Below are 20,848 nucleotides of genomic sequence, written 5' to 3'. Positions count from 1 at the left end.
CCCGTACGCTGCCGGTATCGGACGAGCTTGTGGGGCGGAAGCGGAAGTGGACAGCGCACAGACGACGGGCGCGCAGCGCCGTGTCCTGGTGGTCGAGGACGACCAGACGATAGTTCAGGCGATCGCGGCCCGCCTCCAGGCGGAGGGGTTCCAGGTGCGCACGGCGAGCGACGGCCCGTCCGCGGTGGACGCGGCCCACAGCTGGCAGCCCGACCTGCTGGTGCTCGACGTGATGCTGCCCGGGTACGACGGGCTGGAGGTCTGCCGCCGGGTGCAGGCCGACCGGCCGGTGCCGGTGCTGATGCTCACCGCGCGCGACGACGAGACGGACATGCTGGTCGGGCTCGGCGTCGGCGCCGACGACTACATGACCAAGCCGTTCTCGATGCGCGAGCTGGCCGCCCGGGTGCACGTGCTGCTGCGCCGGGTGGAGCGGGCCGCCGACGCGGCGTCCACCGTGCGCGGCGCCAGCATCCACCTCGGCGACCTGGAGATCGACCACACCCAGCGCCGGGTCCGGGTCGGCGGCAGCGACGTGCACCTGACGCCGACGGAGTTCGAGCTGCTGGTGTGCCTGGCCCACCAGCCGCGGGCGGTGCTCTCCCGGGAGCAGCTGCTCGCCGAGGTGTGGGACTGGACCGACGCGTCGGGCACCCGCACCGTGGACAGCCACGTCAAGGCGCTGCGCCGGAAGATCGGCGCGGAGCGCATCCGCACCGTGCACGGTGTCGGCTACGCCCTGGAGAACCCGACGTCATGACCCCGGGCCCCATCGGGGACCCCGCGCGCACCCGGGACCCGGCGCGGGCCCTGGGCGCGTTGTGGTGGACCCGCCGCCGGGCGCCGCGCGGCAACCGGCGGCCGGCCCGGGTCGTGGTGCGCGCGTGGCTGAGCCGGCTGTGGGAGGCGCTGCGCCCCTGGGACCCGACCCGCTCGATCAAGGCGGCGCTCCAGGCGCTGGTGATCGCCTCCGTGATGATCACCACACTGCTGGTGACGCTGGCGATCCACTCCAGGACCGAGCTGCGGGTGATCACGATCTTCTCGATCATCGCCTCGCTGCTGATCACGCAGATCGTCGCGACCAACCTGACCGCGCCGCTGCGCGAGATGACGGCGGTGGCGCGGGCGATGGCCGGCGGGGACTACAGCCGCCGGGTGGCCCGCAAGCGCCGCGACGAGGTCGGCGAGCTGGCCGAGACGTTCAACCGGATGGCGGCCGACCTGGCCGCCGTGGACCGGCACCGCAAGGAGCTGGTGGCGAACGTCTCGCACGAGCTGCGCACGCCGATCGCCGCGCTGCGCGCGGTGCTGGAGAACGTGGTGGACGGCGTCTCGGCGGCCGACCCGGAGACGATGCGGCTGGCCCTCCAGCAGACGGAGCGGCTGGGCAAGCTGGTCACCCAGCTGCTGGACCTGTCCCGGCTGGACAGCGGCGCGGTGCGGCTGGACGCCAAGCGGTTCGAGGTGTGGCCGTACCTGTCGGCGGTGCTGAAGACGGCGAGCCTGGGCGCGGACCGCGGCAGGTCCGGCGGCGCCCAGACCCGGGCCCGGGCGGATGTGCCGCTGCACCTGGACGTCTCGCCGCCGGAGCTGGTGGCGTACGCCGACGGGGAGCGGCTGCACCAGGTGGTGGCCAACCTGGTGGACAACGCGATGAAGCACAGCCCGCCCGGCGGCCGGGTGACCGTACGGGCCCGGGGCGGGCCGGTGCCCGGCAGCCTGGACCTGGAGGTGTGCGACGAGGGGCCGGGCATCCCAGAGGCGGACCGGGTGCGGGTCTTCGACCGCTTCCACCGCGGCTCCCATCCGGGCACGGACGGCGGCACCGGTCTGGGCCTGGCGATCGCGCGCTGGGCGGTGGACCTGCACGGCGGGCGGATCGAGGTGGCCGAATCCCCGCGGGGCTGCCGCATCCACGTCACCCTCCCGGGGAAGCCGGCGCAGCAGCGTTGACGCGGCGCCGCCGCGGCGGTCGGCGGGGTGGGCGGCGAGGCGGGCGGAACACGCCCGCGGACCCGCCGCCGGAGGCCCGCCGGCGGACGGGCAAACCCGCAAGAGGGACCACTTTCCCGCCACGATCCGTCCCGAAACCAGTCTTCGGGTGTGACTTACGCGACGACTGCCCCCCTAAACTGCATGGAGACGCCAGGTAGGCGTAGCCTTTATTCCCGCTGTCCACCATCTTGTGAAGCGGAAGAGGGCGGTTGCCGCCGTGTCGCCACAGTCCCCCAATAGCTCTAGTGTCTCCACCGACCACGAAGCGCAGGGCGAGGGCCCCGCAGCGGGTTTCGGCCCGAACGAGTGGCTCGTGGACGAGATCTACCAGCAGTACCTCCAGGACCCGAACTCGGTAGACCGAGCCTGGTGGGACTTCTTCGCCGACTACAAGCCGGACGGCTCCGCCGCGCCGGCCGCCCCGGCGGGCCAGGGCGGTGCCTCGGGCGCCGCCGCCCGCGCCAGCGCGGGCGTACCCGGCTCCACGCCGCCCTCGGCCCCGGCCGGCCCGCAGGCCGCCGCGGCTCCCACCCCGGCTCCCGCGGCGCCCCCGGCCCCGGCCCGCCCGGCTCCGGCCGCCGCTCCCGCGCCGGCCCAGCCGGCTCCCGCCGCGGCCCCGAAGCCCGCCGCCGCCCAGGCCCCGGCCAAGGCCGCCCCGGCGCCCGCGGCCACGCCCGCCGCGAAGCCGGCCGCCGCGCCCGCCGCCACGCCCGCCGCGACGGAGTACGTGCAGCTGCGCGGCCCGGCCGCCGCGGTCGCCAAGAACATGAGCGCCTCCCTGGAGCTGCCCACCGCCACCTCGGTGCGCGCGGTCCCGGTGAAGCTGCTCTTCGACAACCGCATCGTGATCAACAACCACCTCAAGCGGGCCCGGGGCGGGAAGGTCTCCTTCACCCACCTCATCGGCTACGCCATGGTGCAGGCGCTGAAGACGATGCCGTCGATGAACCACTCCTTCGCGGTGAAGGACGGCAAGCCGACGCTGGTCAAGCCCGAGCACGTGAACCTCGGTCTGGCCATCGACCTGGTGAAGCCGAACGGCGACCGCCAGCTCGTCGTCGCGGCCATCAAGAAGGCCGAGACGCTGAACTTCTTCGAGTTCTGGCAGGCGTACGAGGACATCGTCCGGCGGGCCCGCGCGGGCAAGCTCACCATGGACGACTTCTCCGGCGTCACCGCGTCGCTGACCAACCCCGGCGGCCTGGGCACGGTGCACTCGGTGCCGCGGCTGATGCCCGGCCAGTCGGTGATCCTCGGCGTCGGCTCCATGGACTACCCGGCCGAGTTCCAGGGCACCTCCCAGGACACCCTGAACAAGCTGGGCATCTCCAAGGTCATGACGCTGACCAGCACCTACGACCACCGGGTGATCCAGGGTGCGGCGTCCGGCGAGTTCCTGCGGATCATGAGCCAGCTGCTGCTGGGCGAGAACGACTTCTTCGACGACATCTTCGCCGCGCTGCGTATCCCGTACGAGCCGGTGCGGTGGCGCACCGACATCGACACCGGGCACGACGACGACGTCACCAAGGCCGCGCGGGTCTTCGAGCTGATCCACTCCTACCGGGTGCGCGGCCACGTGATGGCCGACACCGACCCGCTGGAGTACCGGCAGCGCAAGCACCCGGACCTCGACGTCCTGGAGCACGGGCTGACCCTGTGGGACCTGGAGCGCGAGTTCGCCGTCGGCGGCTTCGCGGGCAAGTCCCTGATGAAGCTGCGCGACATCCTCGGGGTGCTGCGCGACTCGTACTGCCGCACCGTCGGCGTCGAGTACATGCACATCCAGGACCCCAAGCAGCGCAAGTGGATCCAGGACCGGATCGAGCGCCCGCACGCCAAGCCGGAGCGCGAGGAGCAGCTGCGCATCCTGCGCCGCCTGAACGCCGCCGAGGCGTTCGAGACGTTCCTCCAGACCAAGTACGTCGGCCAGAAGCGGTTCTCGCTGGAGGGCGGCGAGTCGGTCATCCCGCTGCTGGACGCGGTGCTGGACGCGGCGGCGGAGTCCCGGCTGGACGAGGTCATCATCGGCATGGCCCACCGCGGCCGGCTGAACGTGCTGGCGAACATCGTCGGCAAGTCGTACGCGCAGATCTTCCGCGAGTTCGAGGGCAACCTCGACCCGAAGTCGATGCACGGCTCCGGCGACGTGAAGTACCACCTGGGCGCCGAGGGCACCTTCACCGGCCTGGACGGCGAGCAGATCAACGTCTCGCTGGCCGCGAACCCCTCGCACCTGGAGACCGTCGACCCGGTCATCGAGGGCATCGCCCGCGCCAAGCAGGACGTCATCAACAAGGCGGGCACCGACTTCACGGTGCTGCCCGTCGCGCTGCACGGCGACGCGGCCTTCGCCGGCCAGGGCGTGGTGGCCGAGACGCTCAACATGTCGCAGCTGCGCGGCTACCGCACCGGCGGCACCGTGCACGTGGTGATCAACAACCAGGTCGGCTTCACCGCCGCCCCGGAGTCCGCGCGCTCGTCGATGTACAGCACCGACGTGGCCCGGATGATCGAGGCGCCGATCTTCCACGTCAACGGCGACGACCCGGAGGCCGTGGTCCGCGTGGCGCGGCTGGCCTTCGAGTTCCGGCAGGCGTTCAACAAGGACGTCGTGATCGACCTGATCTGCTACCGGCGCCGCGGCCACAACGAGTCGGACAACCCGGCGTTCACCCAGCCGCTGATGTACGACCTGATCGACAAGAAGCGCTCGGTGCGCAAGCTCTACACCGAGTCGCTGATCGGCCGCGGCGACATCACCCTGGAGGAGGCCGAGCAGGCGCTCCAGGACTACCAGGGGCAGCTGGAGAAGGTCTTCACCGAGGTCCGCGAGGCCGTCGCGGCGCCGGCGGAGAGCCAGAGCCAGGACAGCCAGGCGGAGTTCCCGGTCGCGGTGCCGACCGCGGTCAGCACCGAGGTGGTCAAGCGGATCGCCGAGTCCCAGGTGAACATCCCCGACCACGTCACGGTGCACCCGCGGCTGCTGCCGCAGCTTCAGCGCCGGGCGGCCATGGTCGAGGACGGCACCATCGACTGGGGCATGGGCGAGACGCTGGCGATCGGCTCGCTGCTGCTGGAGGGCACCCCGGTCCGGCTGGCCGGCCAGGACTCCCGGCGCGGCACCTTCGGCCAGCGGCACGCGGTGCTCATCGACCGGGTGACCGGCGAGGACTACACCCCGCTGCTGTACCTGTCCGAGGACCAGGCCCGCTACAACGTCTACGACTCGCTGCTCAGCGAGTACGCGGCGATGGGCTTCGAGTACGGCTACTCGCTGGCCCGGCCGGACGCGCTGGTGATGTGGGAGGCCCAGTTCGGCGACTTCGCCAACGGCGCCTCCTCGATCATCGACGAGTACATCTCGGCGGCCGAGCAGAAGTGGGGCCAGACCTCCGGCGTCACCCTGCTGCTGCCGCACGGCTACGAGGGCCAGGGCCCGGACCACTCCTCGGCCCGGATCGAGCGCTACCTCCAGCTGTGCGCGCAGAACAACATGACGGTCGCGTTCCCGACCACCCCGGCGAACTACTTCCACCTGCTGCGCTGGCAGGTGCACAACCCGCACCACAAGCCGCTGATCGTCTTCACCCCGAAGTCGATGCTGCGGCTGAAGGCGGCGGCGTCGAAGGCCGAGGACTTCACCACCGGCCAGTTCCAGCCGGTGATCGGTGACACCACGGTGCAGCCCGAGGCGGTCCGCAAGGTCGTCTTCTGCACCGGCAAGGTCTACTACGACCTGATCGCCGAGCGGGAGAAGCGCGGCGCGGGCGATGTCGCCATCATCCGGATCGAGCGGCTCTACCCGCTGCCCGGCACGGAGATCCAGCAGGCGCTGGCGCCCTTCACCAAGGCCCAGAAGTTCGTGTGGGCCCAGGAGGAGCCGGCCAACCAGGGGGCGTGGCCGTTCATCGCGCTCAACCTGATCGACCACCTCGACCTGGTGCTGGGTGCCGCCCCGGACAACGCGGACCGGCTGCGCCGGGTCTCCCGCCCGTCCTCGTCGTCGCCCGCGGTGGGCTCGGCGAAGCGGCACCAGGAGCAGCAGCAGAACCTGGTGAACGAGGTCTTCGAGATCTGACCTCCGGCCCGGCTCAGCCCCGGGCCCCGTACGGCCGCCGGCCCCCTGCCCCGTCCCGGGCAGGGGGCCGGCGGCCGTTCCCGGCGCTCACGCGCTGAACGGCTCGAAGTCCCAGCACGGCAGGGCGCCGGCCCTGGCCGCGGCCGTCCGCGGGTGGCCGGGGCCGAGCGCGGCGGTCAGGGCCCGCACGGCGTCCTGGTCGAGCAGGTCCGCCTCGGCCGCGCGGCCGGCGCCCCGCAGCGCCGCCGCGTGGGCGGAGCGGCACATCGCGGTGAGCACATGGGCCGGGCCGAGGGCCCGTTCGGCGCGGGCGGCCGCGTCCCGGGCCGCCTCTTCGGCAGCGGGGTCGCCGGCCTCCTGCCGCACCACGGCGGCGTTCAGGGCGCAGCCGGCCGTCCAGGGGTGGTCCGGGCCGACCGCGCGCTCCATCGCCGCCAGCGCCGCCTGTGCCCGCGTGTCCGCCTCGATCCGCTCCCCCGCCGCCCGCAGCACCAGCGCGTGGTTGGCGAGCGCGCCGGCGGTGTACGCGTGCTCGCCGCCCAACTGCCGCCGGTAGCAGTCCAGTACGGTGCCGGTCAGCGCCCGTGCCCGGTCCAGGTCGCCGTGGGCGCGCTCGTGGCAGGAGTACGACGCGGTGACGCGCAGCGTCAGCGGGTCGGTCTCGCCGAGCACCCGCTCGCAGCGGTTCACCAGCCGCCCGAGGGTCGCCAGCGCCCCCGGCCCGTCGCCCGCCTGGCCCTGGCACTCGGCGAGGTTGTGCTCGGCGCGCAGCGACTGGGGGTTGTCCGGGCCCAGCACCTCCGCGTGCCGGGCGCAGTTGATCTCCTGGGCGCGCAGCGCCTCCTCGGTCAGGCCGAGCAGGCGCAGGTCGAGCGCCCAGGAGTCGGCCGAGGACAGGGTGCGGGCGTGGCGGGCGCCGAGCCGGTCGCGCTGGGCGGCCAGGGTGCGCCGGTCCAGTTCCAGGGCCTCGGTGTAGCGGCCGAGCAGGCGGTAGGTGACGGCCACGTTGTTCTGCGCGGTCAGCTCGCCGCCCTCGTCGCCGATCCGGTGGTAGCCGGTGCGCACCAGCTCGGCGAGGTCCAGCGCCTCGTGGTAGCGGCCCAGTTGGCGCAGGTCGGCGGCGAGACTGCCGGCGGCGCGCAGGACCAGCACGTCGTCCCGGCCGCGGTCGGCGCTCAGCCGTTCGTAGGCGTCCCGGTCCAGGGCCTCGCTCTCGGTGTACTCGCCGAGCGCGCGCAGCAGGTTGGCGCGGTTGTGCGCGAGGTCCCACAGCCGGGCGTCGCCGGGGTCGAGCAGCTGCGGCCAGTACTCGTTGGCGCGGGCGGCGGTGCGCAGGCCGGCGCCGTACTCGCCGGACAGGAAGAGGTAGCGCAGGCAGCGGATCACGGTGGTCTGGACGGCCGGGTCGGCGGTCTCCAGGGCGCCGGATGCCTCCAGGTGCGGCACGATCTGGGCGTAACGCGGCCAGTGGGCGGGCTCGTTGGGGCGGCCGGGGTCGGCGGCGACCAGGGCGGCGCGCACCACCCGGGAGTAGCGGCTGCGCTCCTCTTCGGGCAGGTCGGCCCGGACCGCCTGGTAGACCAGCCGGTGCATCTGGACGACGTCGGTGGAGCCGGCCGGCTCCACGGCGCCGTTCTCCTGCGGGTCGGACTGGATCACCGACCACTGGGCGAGCTTGCCGACGGCCGCGTCCCACGCCTCGGGGTCCGCGGTCAGCCGGGCGAGTTCGGGGGGGATCTCGGCGCCGGTGCCGTCGTCCCCGCCGGCGTCCCCGCCGGCGGCGCCGCGGCCGAGCAGGTCGCGCAGCAGCCGGACCGGGACCGGGCCCGGCGCGAAGAACACGCACAGCCGCAGCAGGTCCACCGCCTCGGGCCGGTCCTCCCGCAACCGGTTCAGCAGGATCGAGAACGCGGTGAAGTACGTCATCTGGAAGTCCGCGGCGACCTTCAGACCGGACTCCACCTCGGTGCCGCGGCGCAGCAGTTCGACGTACTCGTCGACCGGCATGAGCGAGTCGTTGAGCGCGCCCGCGTTCTGGTCCAGCGCCAGCGGCAGGTCGCCCAGCGCCTCGGCGAGCTTGTCCGCGTCGGCGTCGTCCAGCCGCGGCGCCCGGCGCCGTACGAACGCCACCGACTCGTCCCGGTCGTAGACGGGCACCTCGACCAGGGCGCTGTTGTACTCGCCCCACTCCCGGTTCTGCGAGGTGATCAGCACCTGTCCCGGCCCGGCCGGCAGCAGGTCGTGGACGTCCTCCGGCCGGTCCGCGCCGTCCAGCACCACCAGCCACCGCGCGTACGGGTCCCCGCGGCGCAGCGCGTCCCGCACCGCCCGCAACCGCTCGCCGTACTCCCGTCCGGTCACCAGGCCCAGGACGGGCGCGAGGCCGGCCAGGTGCTCGCGCAGGGTGCCGCGCTCCCCGGCGGGCACCCACCACACCACGTCGTACTCGGCGGCGAAGCGGTGGACGAACTCGGTGGCGACATGGGTCTTGCCGACGCCGGACAGGCCGATGAGCGTGCTCACCGCGGCGCCCGACGGGGCCTCGGCGAGCCGGCGGTGCAGCGCGGTGAGGACCTCCTCGCGGCCGGTGAAGCGGGTGTTGCGGCGCGGCACACCGCCCCACACCGCCGGCTGCTCCAGCGGGAAGCGCGGGCCGTCCGCGGTCTGCTCCGGCGGCTGGGCGCGCTCGACGCCCAGCGCCGCGAGCAGCCGCGCCTCGGCTTCCGGCGCGGCGGTGTCCCACAGGTCGGCGCCCTCCAACAAGGCTGCGGCGGCGGGCAGTTCGGCGGCGCTGACGCGGACTGCGGCGAAGTGGCCGGCATGCGCCGGGACCACCGCGCGCAGCGCCTCGTTCCACTCCTGCGGGTCGCGCAGGCCCAGCCGGAAGTACCAGGCGCTGAGTACCACCAGCACCCGGTTGCCCGACAGCAGCAGGTCCCGCAGGCCCTGCTCGACCGAGGCGCCCGGCGCGACGTTCCAGCGCTGCAACGACACCTGGACGCTCTGAAGTTCGAGGCGGTGCGCGATCCACACCGCCCAGGGCCGGTCGGTGCCGGCGTAGCTGACGGTGACGCGGTGGGCGGGTGGCGGGCCACCGGTCCGGCCAGGCGCGGCCAGTACCGCGACGCCCTCGACGGGGAGGGCGGCCGCAGCTCCCGTGGCCACGATCCGCACCGGCAGCCCGGCCGTACGCACCGGCACGCCGTGCCCGTTGAACACCGACAGCCGCAACTCGGCAGGGCCCGGGCGGCCGTTCGCGGTGACCACGAACCGCGCCGGACCGTAGGTGCCGCCGAAGCGGTGCAGCACCACTGAGGGGTGGCCGAGCGCCTCGCAGAGCAGTTCGGGGCCGCCGTCCAGCGCGACACCGAACGCGAACTCCTCCTGCTCGTAGGGCCATTCGCCGGGGTCGCAGGTGCTGCGCAGGTCCACGGTGACCAGGTAGCCGCGGCCTGCCTCCGCCACGCGCGGCCGGGCCACGACCGGTTCGACGCGCAGCCGCGCGCCCTCGCCGCTCACCGCGCCTCCGGTCCGCGGCGGCCGGAGGTGAGCCGGAGCGTGGTCAGCGGGTGCCCGTAGTAGACGTACATGAAGTGGTAGAGCAGCGTGAGCACCCGGCGCTGGGCCTCGACGTCCTGGCCGCCGCCGGGCTCCCGGGTGCGCGGGAGCCGCCGGGGCAGCTGGCCGACCGCCAGCGCCCGGAAGTCGCGGAGCATGTGGGCCAGCGGTACGCCCGGCCGCTCGCGGGCGTACTTCACCAGGTGCCGCAGCAGGGCGCGCGCCTCGCTCTCGCCGACCTCGCCGCGGGTGGCGATGCACGCCTTGGCGCCCTTGCGCAGGAAGAGTTCGGAGAAGCCGCGCAACGCGTCCTCACCGCCGCCCTTGTTCTCCACCAGCCGCCCGGAGTGGCAGACGTTGAGGCAGACCAGGGTGCCGTCGCTCCCGGTGCCGCCCCGCAGTGCGCGCATCGCCGGCTCGTCCATCTCGTGCCAGGTGAGCATGCCCGCCGTGAGGTCGTCGATGCGCTTTCCGTGGGTGCCGTGGCAGCCCATGTAGACCAGGCCGAGGCCGGGGTGGTGCGGGTCGCCGGGGCGGTCCGGGTGGTCGGGGCGGTCCGCGCGGCCGGGGTTGTCGGGGTGGTCCGGGCGGTCGGGGTCGCGGCGGCGCTCGTCGAGGCGGTCCAGGAAGCGGTCCACGTCGGTGTGCGGTTCGTGGTCGAAGGGCGCGAAGACGTCGATGTCCTGGCGCATCCGCCCGTCGAAGTAGCCGAGGACCCGGCCCGAGCAGTCCGCGGGCACGTCCAGCAGCGGGCGCCGCAGCTCCCGGATCGTGGTCCAGCGCGCCACCGGCACGGCGGCCCCCAGCGGCAGGTCGGGACCGCCGTCGCCGGTGGTGAGCAGCAGCAGTTCCCACGGGATCTCGTAGTCGGTGTCGTCCCAGACCACCACGTGCAGCGCGGCGCCGTGCCGGGCCCGCTGGTCGTTGAGCCAGCCGACCAGCGGCCGTTGCAGCTGCGACCAGTGCCGCACCGCGCGGTAGAACTGGCTGGGCACCGCGCCGGCGGCGTGCACCCGGGCCAGATTGATGTCCGTGGGCGGCAGTTGGGGCTCGGGCGGCCCGTACGGGCGCTCCTCCTCGGACCCGCCGCAGGTGCCGGTGAGCACGTACGCGGGCTCGCCGGCGGCGGACCGGGCGCGCTGCACCCGGAGTTGGGCGAGGCCGCCCGGCAGCCGCCCGGTGGGGTCGGTGGTGGCGGTGCCCAGCGCCTCGGGCGGGGTGTCCGGGACCGCCGCGTCCGGTGCGCGGGCCGGGCGCGGCACGGGCAGCGGCGCCGGCCGCGGGCTGCGCGGGCCGGCGCCCGCCGCGCCGCGGACCCCGGTGATCCACGCGGTGGCCCGCCGCATCCGGTCAGCCGGCGGCATCCTCGTCCCCCTCCGTCGCGGGCCCGGCCACCACGCTCCCGCCGAGCGCGTCGGCCAGCTCGAACGGCAGCTCCGCGTACGGTTGCGCGCCGGTGTCCAGCACGACCGTGTGCAGCCGCATCCGGCCCATCGCGCCGAACTGGCCGGCCGCGACGAGCGCGTCCTGCACCCCGCGCCGGCCCACCGGCCCCTCGTGCATCCCGGTCAGGCTGGTGCGCAAGGGTATGTTGCCGCGGCCGTCGCTGGCGACGACCAGCCATGCCTCGGCGAGCGCGGTCGGCTGCTGCTGGAACGCGCGGCGCACCAACTGGGCGGCGAGCAGCAGCCCGTGGGCGAGCGGGCTGGCCCGGCCCGGGGTGCGCTCCAGTGCCTCGGCCAGCCGCGGGTCGAGCACGTTGCGGGCGTGGAAGGTGTGCGCGCGCAGCTCGTCGGCGGTGGGCGCGCCGCCGACCTCGACCACGGCGACGGTGGCGCGGGCGGCGTACGCCCACTGCACGTACGGGGCGATGGCCTGCTGCCAGTCCGGCCCGGGCCGGCTGGTGTGGTCCAGCAGCAGCACCAGCATCCGCTCGGGTTCCGCGGCGCGGGCGTGGCTGCGCAGGTCGCCCGCGGTGATGGCCAGGGCGCCGCGGTCGCGGACCCGGCCGGGCAGCCGCTGGTGCTTGGCCGCCTCGATGACGGTCGGCACCAGTGCGAGGTCCCGCAGGTCGGTGGCGCGGCGGATGCCGGTGACCGGGCCGCGGTCGGCGGCCGGGCCGGAGGCGCGCCGCCAGGCCGCGCGCAGCGGCGCGTACTCCCGCAGCGGCTCGGCCTCGTCCTCGGGGTAGGGGCCGCCGGGCTCGGGCCGGGCGGGCGCCGGGTCGGCGAAGGGGGTGAGCGGTTCTTCCGGGCCGGGGGCGGGCAGTTCGGTCGTGTGGACCGCCGAGCCCGGCTCGGCGCCCTCCGGCTGCGGCGGTGCGGCGGGCGGCTCGGGCGGCGGCAGCGGCTCGGGGCGGTCCGGCCGCGGCCGGTCGGTGTCGGGCGCGGGCGGGCGGTCCGGTGCGAGCCCGATCAGCCGGGCCGCCTCGGCGACATGGGCGGCGGTGGTGGCGGGCGCGGCGGGGTCGGCGAGGCCGGCCAGCGCGCGGGCGATGCGGGCCAGCGCGAGGGCCCGCCGCTCCCCGGGCTGCTCCGCGACGCGGGCGAGCGCCTCCTCGTCGAGCGGCGGTCGGCGGTACCGCCCGGCGGCCGGGCGGCCAGCCGCCGGACCGTCAGCGGGCAGCCGGTCACCGGCCGGACCGTCAGCGCCCGGACCGTCGGCGGGCAGCCGGTCGGCGGCCAGACGGTCTACGGCCGGACCGTCGGCGGGCAGCCGGTCGGCGGCCAGACGGTCTACGCCCGGACCGTCGGCGGCCGGGCTGTCAGCGGGCAGGTGGTCTGCGGCCGGACGATCAGCAGCAGTCCGGTCGGCGGCCAGACGGTCGGCGCCCGGACCGTCGGCGGCAGTCCGGTCGGCGGCAGTCCGGTCGGCGGCAGTCCGGCCGCCGGCCGGACGGTCTGCACCCGGACCGTCGGCGGCCGGACCGTCAGCGGGCAGCCGGTCAGCGGGCAAGCGGTCGGCGGCCAGACGGTCGGCAGCAGTCCGGTCGACGGGCAGCCGGTCAGCAGCAGTCCGGTCAGCAGGCAGCCGCAGTCCGGGCACCGCCAAGCGCAGCGGAAAGCGGTCGAGCAGGTGCGGGGAGACCCGTCCGGCGTCCTCGGTGCGGCAGAAGGCGAGCCAGCGGGCGCGCGGCCGCCAGGTCGCGCTGGCCCCGTGCCGCTCGACGGAGGCCGCCTCCGCACCCAGCACGGTGACCGCTGCCCGCAGCCCCGGCAGCGGCAGGCGGGCCAGGTCCGGCACGACCACCGCGCGCGGCGGCGCGGCCGGGTCGGCCTCCACCAGGTCCCCGGGGAGCACGTCCAGCGCGATCCGCCCGCGTGCGGGCCGCAGCCGCGTCCGCGACCACAGGTCGTCCTCGCGTACGGCCGCACCGAGGTGCACCACCTGCCCGCCCTCGGCGACGGCCGCGGAGAACAGGCCGACGACCTCGGCGGTCAGCGCCGGCGGGACGTCGAAGAGTAGGACGCCGGACAGGCGGGGGTCGGCGGCGGCGCAGGCGAACACCCGCAGGAGGCGGCCGAACGACGCATCGGCGGGGTCGCGGCCGGTCATGACAGCAGCTGGTCGAGGCGTTCGAGGTCGTCCGGCGCCCAGTCGGCCGAGCCGCCGTGGGTGCTCTCGGGGCGCCGGTGCCGCAGCGCGAGCGGCGCGGTGACCCGCAGGTGGGCGGCGGTCACCGCGGGGGCGCCCTCGGCGGCGGCCTGGGCGCGGGCGGCCTGGAGCATGACCACCTCGCCGCGGTGCCCGACCACCTGGAAGGCGGCGGCGGTCTTCGCGCAGAGCCCGACGACGTCGTCGCCGACCTCGACGTCGAACAGCCGGGCCCTGGCCGCCAGCAACTGGTCGCGGCGCTCCCGGTCCAGCCGGCGCCCCTCGGCCAGCCACACCGATCCGGGGTCCGCGCTCTCCTCGTCGAACCGCAGCACCGCGCGCAGCATCGCGTGCCGCCCGGCGGTGTCGAGCGGCTGGGCGGTGGCCATCAGGCCGAACCGGTCCAGGAGTTGGGGCCGCAGCCCGCCCTCCTCGGGGTTCATCGTGCCGACCAGGCCGAACCGGACGCTCATCACCTTGTCCAGGCCCTCCCGCTGCACCGACAGCACACCGGTGGAGGACACGTCGAGGATGATGTTGACCACGTGGTCGTTGAGGAGGTTGACCTCGTCGATGTAGAGCAGGCCGTCCGCGTGGGCGGCCTCCAGCAGCCCGGGCTGCTCCGTCGTCTCGCCGCGCAGCAGCGCGTTGAGCTCCCAGCCGCCCAGGACGCGGTCGTCGGTGGCGTCGATGGTGAGGGTGACCGGCAGCCGGCCGCGGGCCATCAGCGCGAACGCCCGCACCACGGTGGACTTCGCGGTGCCCGGCTGACCGGAGATCAGCACCCCGCCGATCGCCTCGGCGATGAAGTTCAGCTCCAGCGCGAGCTTCAGCTCCTCCTGGCCGACGACGTAGCTGTACGGCAGGATCGTGATCCCGGCCGTCACGACGCGGCGCCGGTGTGCCAGCGGAACGTCACCTGTAACTGGGCCTCGGCGGAGCTCTGCACGACGTAGGCGCCGAGCGAGGCGTCCATCTTGATGCCGAACTGCATCTCGACCTCCTGCGGCCGGGTGCCGTCCGGCAGCGCCCGGAACCGGGCGGCGGCGACCTCCGCGCAGCGGCAGGCGAGCGCGATGCCGTCGTCGTACACGTCGCGGGACAGTTCGGCGACGCGCCGGGCCGGATTGCCGCGGGTGGCGCCGTACACGCCCTCGGCGGGGCCGGCCGGGCCGGACTGCTGCGCCGGGCCGGGCTGGACCTCGACCTGGACCTGGACCGGCGGCGCGCCCGAGGCGCCGGGCGGGCCGCTGACTACGGGCATCTTCCTCGTCCCCCAAGGCGGTGGTGGCGTGCGCGGGTCGCGGCGTGCGCGGCCCGGTCAGGAGCTGAACGGTTCGAAGTCCCAGTACGGGCGGCTGCGGGAGCGCCCGGAGATGGTGTGCGGGTGCTGCGGGCCGAGCGTGCGGGCGAGCGCCTCGAGCGCCTCCTCCTCGACCTTGTCGGCCTCCGGGCGGCGCCGCAGGTTCCGCAGGTCGGTGGCGAGCGCGACCCGGCAGGACAGGCTGAGCGGGTGGTCCTTGCCGAGCCGGGCGGCGGCCCGGTCCGCGGTGATCCGGCTCAGCTCGGCGGCGCCCTCCGGGTCCCCGGCGAAGTTGCGGGCCGCGGCGACGTTGAGCGCGCAGCCCAGCGTCCAGGGGTGCTCCTCGCCCACGACGCGGCTCATCGCGGCGAGCGCGTCCTCCACCTCGATCTGGGACTGCTGGCGCTCGCCGGCCGCCCGCAGCAGCAGCCCGTGGTTGGCGAGCGCGCCCGCGGTGTACGGGTGGCCGGCGCCGAACTGCGTGCGGTAGCGGGACAGCACGGCCTCGCCCAGCTCGCGGGCGCGGTCCAGGTCGCCGTGCTCGCGCTCGAAGGTCGACAAGGTGGCCGCCACCCGCACGGTCAGCGGATCGCTGTCGCCGAGCACCCGCTCGCAGCGCTCCAGCAGCGAGGCGAGCAAGACGGCCGCCTTGGGCCGGTCGCCGCCGCGCTGGTGGCACAGCGCGAGATTGTGCTGGGCGCGCAGCGTCTGCGGGTTGTCCGGGCCGAGCACCATGCGGTGGATGTCGGCGTTGCGCTCCTGGACCGAGGTGGCGTCCTCGTAGCGCCCGAGCAGCCGCAGGTCGTGGGCGTAGGAGTTCTCCGACGACAGCGTCAGGTTGTGCCGGTCGCGCAACTGCTCGCGCAGCGCCTCCATGGTCTGCCGGTCCAGTTCCAGCGCGTCGTGGTAGCGGCCGAGCAGGCGGTAGGTGACGGCGATGTTGTTCTGCGCGACCAGGGTGCGGGCGTCCTGCGGGCCGAGCAGTTCGCGGTAGCTGTCGCGGACCCGCTGGGACAGGTCGAGCGCCTCGTCGTACTCGCCCAGCGCCCGCAGGTCCGCGGCGAGGCTGCCGGCCGCGCGCAGCGCCAGCAGGTCGTTGGGGCCGCGGTCGGCGCTGAGCCGGGCGTGCGCGCGGCGGTCGATGGCCTCGGTGGTGGTGTAGTCGCCGGTGGCCCGGATGGCGTTGGCCTGGTTGTGCAGCAGGTCCCACAGCCGGGGGTGGTCCGGTTCCAGCAGCCGCGGCCAGATCTCGGCGGCGGCCGCGGCGATCCGCTGGGCGGCGCGGTACTCGCCCGAGAAGTACAGGTAGCGCAGGCAGTTCAGGACGGTCGACTGGATCTCGGGGTTGGTCGAGCTGAGCGCGCCGGACGCCTCCAGGTGCGGCACGATCTCGGCGTAGCGCTGCCACAGCCGGGTGTCGTTGGGGCGGCCGGGGTCGGCGGCGGCGAGCAGCTTGCGCACCACCCGCGAGTACAGGCTCTGCTCCTCGCGGGGCATGTCGGCGCGCACCGCCTGGTAGACCAGCCGGTGCATCTGGACGACGTCGGTGGAGCCGGCCGACTCCTCGGTGTCGGTCTCCTGCGGGTCGGACTGGATCACCGACCACTGGGCGAGCTTGCCGATGGCGGAGTTCCACAGCAGCGGGTCCTCGATGAGCCCGGCGAGCCGCTCGGGCACGTCGCGGATCGGCAGGTCGCGCAGCAGCCGGACCGGGATCGGCCCGGGCGCGAAGAACACGCACAGCCGCAGCAGGTCGACCGCCTCCGGCTTGTCCTCGCGCAGCCGGTTGAGGAGTATCGAGAAGGCGGTGAAGTACGTCATCTGGAAGTCGGCGGCGACCTTCAGACCGGGCTCCACGTCGGCGCCGTGCCGCAGCAGTTCGATGTACTCGTCGACCGGCATGTTCGAGTCGTTGAGGGCGCCCGCGTTCTGGTCCAGGGCCAGCGCGAGGTCGCCCAGCGCCTCGGCGAGCTTGTCCGCGTCGGCGTTGTCCAGCCGCGGCGCCCGGCGGCGTACGAACGCCACCGACTCGTCGCGGTCGTAGACGGGCACCTCGATCAGGGCGCTGTTGTGCTCGCCCCACTCCCGGTTCTGCGAGGTGATCAGCACATGTCCCGGCCCGGTCGGCACCAGGTCGTGGATCTCCTCGGGCTGGTCCGCGCCGTCCAGCACCACCAGCCACCGGAAGTACGGGTCCCCGCGGCGCAGCGCGTCGCGCACCGCCCGCAGCCGCTCGCCGTACTCCCGCCCCGTGACCAGGCCGAGGGCGGGGGCGAGGCCGGCGAGCTTCTCGCGCAGGGTGCCGCGCTCGGAAGCGCGCACCCACCACACCACGTCGTACTCCAGGCCGAACCGGTACACGAACTCGGTGGCGATATGGGTCTTGCCGACGCCGGACAGGCCGTGCAGGGTGACGACGGCCGCGCCGGGCTCGGCGGCGGTCAACTGCTGGTACAGCCCGTACAGCAGCGCCTCGCGGCCGGTGAAGCGGGTGTTGCGGCGCGGCACGCCGCCCCACACCGAGGGCTGCTCCAGCGGGAAGCGGGGGCCGCCGGCGCCGCTGAGGGTGTCGCCGGCGGACGAGCGCGGCGGGGAGACGCCCAGCCGGGACAGCACCCGACGCTCGGCCTCCGCCGCGCCCAGTCCCCACAGGTCGGCCGCGCTGAGCGAGGCCGCGGCGCTGGGCAGCGAGGCGGCGGTGACGCACACCGCGGCGAAGCGGTCGCTGTGCTCGGGGACGACCTCGCGCAGCGCCTCGTTCCACTCCTCCGGGTCACGCGGGCCGAGCCGGAAGTACCACTCGCTGAGCACCACCAGCACCCGGCCCTCGGACAGCAGCAGGTCGCGCAGGCCCTGCTGCACGCTGGTCCCCGGCAGCAGGTCCCAGCGCTGCATCGACACCTGGAGGCCGTGCCGCTCCAGCCGGCTGGCGATCCATGCCGCCCACGCCCGGTTGTACCCGGCGAAGCTGATCGTCACCGGTCCCCGTGCGGCTGCTGCTGAAGCGGTGTTCCGCCCTCCGGCCATGCGACCGACTCCCTCGTTGTGCGCGCAGAGTGCTCTGACGGTGCGACAGGTGACTGCGTCAGAAACTACACCGAATGCTCCCCCGTTGACGTGCCGTCATGCCGGTTCGCGCCCGTTCGTGGCAGTCTGCGCCCGTCTTCTGCGCCAGATGGCCCGGGCGGTCTCCACATAGGCGCTCGCGCGGGCCAAATGGCCGTCGGGCGGGGCGTGTTCCGCCAACCGGGCGTGGTGCGCGGCCATCGCGGTGGCCAGCGCCCGGCCCTGCCGGGTCAGGGCCCGGGCGCCGAGCAGTTGGGGCAGCGCGGCGCCGACCTGCTCCCGGCAGCGGCAGTGGTCGGCCCAGGCGGCGTCCCGGCGGGCCGGGTCGGTCAGCGCGGTGGCGGCCCGCAGGTGGAAGTCGGCGAGCGCGAGGTGGGCGTAGGCGCCGTGGAAGAGCCCGTCGAAGGGCCGCGGGTCGGGGCGCCAGGGCGCGAAGTAGCCGGGCGCGTCGTCGGCGGTGTGCAGCACCACCAGCTGGGAGACGGCCAGCAGCTTGGCGTGCTGGAGTTCGTGCACCAGTGTGGCGGCCAGCTCCAGGCCGTCGCGCGGGGTGCTGGACAGCAGTGCCCCGAACGCCTCGCCGCGGGTGGCGCTGCACTGCGCGCCGGGCGCGCCGGTCAGCGGCACCACGCAGTCCAGCAGCGCGGCCACCTCCTGGGCCCGGGTGGTGCCGCCCAGCCGCAGCCAGGGCCGCGCGTCGCGCCAGGCGGTCCGCCACGCGGCGTGCCCGGCGGGGTCGAGCCGGTCGGCGAGGTCAAGGCCGTAGGGGTTGGTGCGGCGCTCCTCGTCGCGGTAGGGGTCCACGTCGTCGATGAGGACGGCGCGGCCGTCGGGGTGGCGCAGCGCCTGGAGCGGGCGCCAACCGGGGGCGGCGGAGCGCCAGATGCCGTCGGGGCCCTCGCGGACCTCGACGGCGCCGGGGCCGGGGGCCGGGGGCCGGGTGCCGTCGGGCGGCAGCGGGAGGAGCCACAGCCGGTGGGGTTCGCCGACGACGCGGACGGTGGGTACGGGGGCGGGTACGGGGGCGGGGTCGCCGGGTCCTTGGCCGCGGGTTCCGCCGGTTCCGACGGGTCCACCGGGTCCACCGGGTCCACCGGGTCCGACCGGTCCGGGGCCGCCGGGCGCGCACCTCGCGGCGCCTGCCGCGCGGCCCGGCCGGTGGCCGCCGATCGTGGGCAGCCGCAACTCCCCGCCGTACGCGGGTACGTCGACGGTGAAGCGCAGACCGGCGCGGGCGGCGGCGGCCGCCGCGAGCGCGGCCAGGTGCGGCAGCTCCGCGGCGGCGCGGTGCGCCTGCCCGGGCCGCGTCAACGCGCGTAGGCAGCGCTCCGCCCAGGCCCCGGTGTGCGGGTACTGCACGACCCGCCGGGTGGCGGCGCTGTCCGCGCGGTCGGCGGCCTCCAGCAGCCGCCAGTCGCGCAGCACCCGGTCGGCGGTGCCCTCGGGCAGGGTCCCGGCGGGGGCGGTCGCGACCGCCTCCAGCAGGGCGCGCAGCGTCAGCAGCCGCCGCGCGTGCTGGTGCGCGACGAGCAGGTCGAGCAGGCCCGGGGTGCTGCCGGTGCTGCCGAGCACCGGCAGCATGTCGGCGGGCAGCCCGTCGCGGCCGGCGCCGCCGGGGGCGCCGGGCCCGCGGGGCGGGGTGGTGGGGCCAGGGGTGCCGAGCGGGTTCACCGGATGGTCTCCCGGGTCGTGTGGCGGCCGGACCCGGTACCGGCCGCCTGGGCGAGCCGGCGGGCGGTGTGGCGCACGAGGTGGGCGAGGTCGGCGCAGTACACCGACGGGTTGCGGAAGCCGGCGCCGGCCCGGTAGCGGTGGGCGTAGTGGCCGCCGCCGCAGACCGCGACCAGGGCGCAGGCCCGGCAGGTGGCGCCCAGCGCGGCGAGGCCGGCCTGCCGGGCGGCGACGCCGGGGTGGGCCAGCGCGTCGTCGAAGCTGTGGTGGAAGACGTCGAGGCCGGTCGCGGCGGCGCCCTCGTACGCGGACTTGAGCGAGTCGACCTGTTCGATGCTGCCGTCGGTCTCGACCACCACCGCGGTGAACGGCTGGAGGCCGAGCCGTTCGATGGCGGCGGGCACGCCGAGCAGCAGGGCGACGCACTCCTCGAACAGCCGTATCCGGGTGCGGCGTTCGGGCGCGTCCCACCAGCGGTCGAAGACGGCCGTCAGCCAACTGCCGTACGGCGCGGGGTCGTCGGGCGCGGCGGGCAGGCCGGGGGGCGGGGCGCTCCAGTTGCCGTGCGGCAGCAGCAGGTCGACCGCGGGCGGGCCGAAGGCGAGCAGCGCGTCGTAGACCTCGACCGGGTCGTGCCGCAGGTCGACGACGCACAGCACGCCGCCGTACGCCTCGGGCGCGTGGGCGGCCAGCAGCCGCAGGCCCGCGGCGGCCGCCGGCCACGAGGGGCGCCCGGCGTGGTCCACCCGCTCGCGGTTGTGGTGGGGCAGCCCGCCGTCGAGGCTGACGCCGATCCGCAGCCCGGCGCGGGCGAGGGTGCGCACCCGGTCGCGGGTGAGCAGGGTGGCGTTGGTCTGCACGCTGCCGTGCACGGTGCAGCCGGGCGGCAGCGCCCGGCGGATCACGTCGAGGTCGGCGGCGAGGCGTTCGGCGCCGGCGAGCAGCGGCTCCCCGCCGTGGAAGACCACGGCGACCTCGCTCAGGCGGTGCGCGGCGGCGTGCTCGGCGATGCGCGCGGCGGTGCGCGCGGTCACCTCGGCGGCGGGCACCCGGGGGCGGTCGCGCCAGGTGCGGTCGGGGCCCGCGTACAGGTAGCAGTAGGTGCAGGCGAGGTTGCAGCGGCTGTGCGTCTTGAGGATGAACTGCCGGATCGGAAAGGGCGGGCGTCCGGGTGGCCCGGCCGTGTGCCGCACGTCCTCACCTCCCCCGGGCGCGGGCCATCGAGGGGCTTCCCGCCGGCCCCCGCGGTTGTTCCCGCCAGTTGCGGGGCGGCAAACACCCGTCCGGTGAAATGGCCGTATCCCTTCCGGAGCGCGGCCGGAAGAGAGCCGGCGCGCGGCGGCGCTCACGTGTCGTTGTCGAACCCCCACAGCGCCTCGCTGCCCGGCTTCGCCACCCGTGCGCGCAAGTCGCCGACCAGCGCGGACAGTACCGGGTGCTGCACGGTGCGCAACTGCTCCAGGTCCATGCCGAGCAGGTCGATCCCGGCCTCGCGAAGGGCGGGTTCGGTGTACGGCTCCGCGCCTTCGTTGGGTCGTTCCTCCATCGTGCTCCTCCCCGAACCTAAAGGTGTGCTG

At 75.2% G+C, this 20,848-nt stretch carries 12 protein-coding genes; 3 read left to right on the top strand and 9 right to left on the bottom strand.

The features are described 5' to 3' along the window. Nucleotides 1-46: 46 nt before the first annotated feature. The 3 genes from AC3EVP_RS04150 (at nucleotide 47) to AC3EVP_RS04140 (ending at nucleotide 6,079) form a co-directional block, all read left to right on the top strand. On the top strand, nucleotides 47-760 hold the full coding sequence (locus AC3EVP_RS04150; RefSeq protein ID WP_435126081.1) for a response regulator transcription factor: 714 nt from the start codon (nucleotides 47-49) through the stop codon (nucleotides 758-760). Continuing rightward, nucleotides 757-1,956 (top strand): HAMP domain-containing sensor histidine kinase, encoded by a 1,200-nt coding sequence (locus AC3EVP_RS04145; protein WP_335977211.1) that lies wholly within the window; start codon nucleotides 757-759, stop codon nucleotides 1,954-1,956. Before AC3EVP_RS04150 ends, AC3EVP_RS04145 begins: the two co-directional genes overlap by 4 nt. A 259-nt stretch (nucleotides 1,957-2,215) precedes the next feature. Continuing rightward, complete coding sequence (locus AC3EVP_RS04140) at nucleotides 2,216-6,079, top strand: multifunctional oxoglutarate decarboxylase/oxoglutarate dehydrogenase thiamine pyrophosphate-binding subunit/dihydrolipoyllysine-residue succinyltransferase subunit (protein WP_435126077.1); 3,864 nt, start codon at nucleotides 2,216-2,218, stop codon at nucleotides 6,077-6,079. A gap of 87 nt (nucleotides 6,080-6,166) precedes the next feature. Here AC3EVP_RS04140 and fxsT (AC3EVP_RS04135) read toward each other — a convergent pair whose 3' ends face one another. The 9 genes from fxsT (AC3EVP_RS04135) to fxsA all read right to left on the bottom strand — a co-directional run bounded on the left by fxsT (AC3EVP_RS04135) (nucleotide 6,167) and on the right by fxsA (nucleotide 20,817). Continuing rightward, entirely contained in the window at nucleotides 6,167-9,598 is a 3,432-nt protein-coding gene (fxsT, locus tag AC3EVP_RS04135; RefSeq protein ID WP_435126075.1) for an FxSxx-COOH system tetratricopeptide repeat protein, read from the bottom strand. Continuing rightward, a complete protein-coding gene (locus AC3EVP_RS04130; RefSeq protein WP_435126070.1) occupies nucleotides 9,595-11,001 on the bottom strand; it encodes a CHAT domain-containing protein in 1,407 nt (468 codons plus the stop codon). The genes fxsT (AC3EVP_RS04135) and AC3EVP_RS04130 overlap by 4 nt, the downstream gene beginning before the upstream one ends. Next, entirely contained in the window at nucleotides 10,988-13,192 is a 2,205-nt protein-coding gene (locus AC3EVP_RS04125) for a hypothetical protein (protein WP_435126068.1), read from the bottom strand. Before AC3EVP_RS04125 ends, AC3EVP_RS04130 begins: the two co-directional genes overlap by 14 nt. Next, entirely contained in the window at nucleotides 13,189-14,118 is a 930-nt protein-coding gene (locus AC3EVP_RS04120; protein ID WP_335977224.1) for an AAA family ATPase, read from the bottom strand. Before AC3EVP_RS04120 ends, AC3EVP_RS04125 begins: the two co-directional genes overlap by 4 nt. Further along, nucleotides 14,115-14,495 (bottom strand): CU044_2847 family protein, encoded by a 381-nt coding sequence (locus AC3EVP_RS04115; protein ID WP_335977226.1) that lies wholly within the window; start codon nucleotides 14,493-14,495, stop codon nucleotides 14,115-14,117. The genes AC3EVP_RS04120 and AC3EVP_RS04115 overlap by 4 nt, the downstream gene beginning before the upstream one ends. Nucleotides 14,496-14,552: 57 nt before the next feature. Then, nucleotides 14,553-17,561 carry an FxSxx-COOH system tetratricopeptide repeat protein gene (gene fxsT / locus AC3EVP_RS04110; protein WP_335977228.1) on the bottom strand — a complete coding sequence of 1,003 codons (3,009 nt, stop codon included), beginning with the start codon at nucleotides 17,559-17,561 and terminating at the stop codon, nucleotides 14,553-14,555. Nucleotides 17,562-17,657: 96 nt separating this feature from the next. After that, the gene (locus tag AC3EVP_RS04105; RefSeq protein WP_435126064.1) at nucleotides 17,658-19,271 is read right to left on the bottom strand and encodes an aKG-HExxH-type peptide beta-hydroxylase; all 1,614 of its coding nucleotides are present in this window, start codon (nucleotides 19,269-19,271) and stop codon (nucleotides 17,658-17,660) included. Then, entirely contained in the window at nucleotides 19,268-20,464 is a 1,197-nt protein-coding gene (locus AC3EVP_RS04100; protein WP_435126061.1) for an FxsB family cyclophane-forming radical SAM/SPASM peptide maturase, read from the bottom strand. The genes AC3EVP_RS04105 and AC3EVP_RS04100 overlap by 4 nt, the downstream gene beginning before the upstream one ends. Nucleotides 20,465-20,616: 152 nt before the next feature. Further along, entirely contained in the window at nucleotides 20,617-20,817 is a 201-nt protein-coding gene (gene fxsA / locus AC3EVP_RS04095; protein WP_335977231.1) for an FxSxx-COOH cyclophane-containing RiPP peptide, read from the bottom strand. Between the last annotated feature and the right edge of the window lie 31 nt (nucleotides 20,818-20,848).

This window comes from Actinacidiphila sp. bgisy144 (genome assembly GCF_057708105.1).
This window is presented reverse-complemented; position numbering and strand designations above follow the sequence as displayed.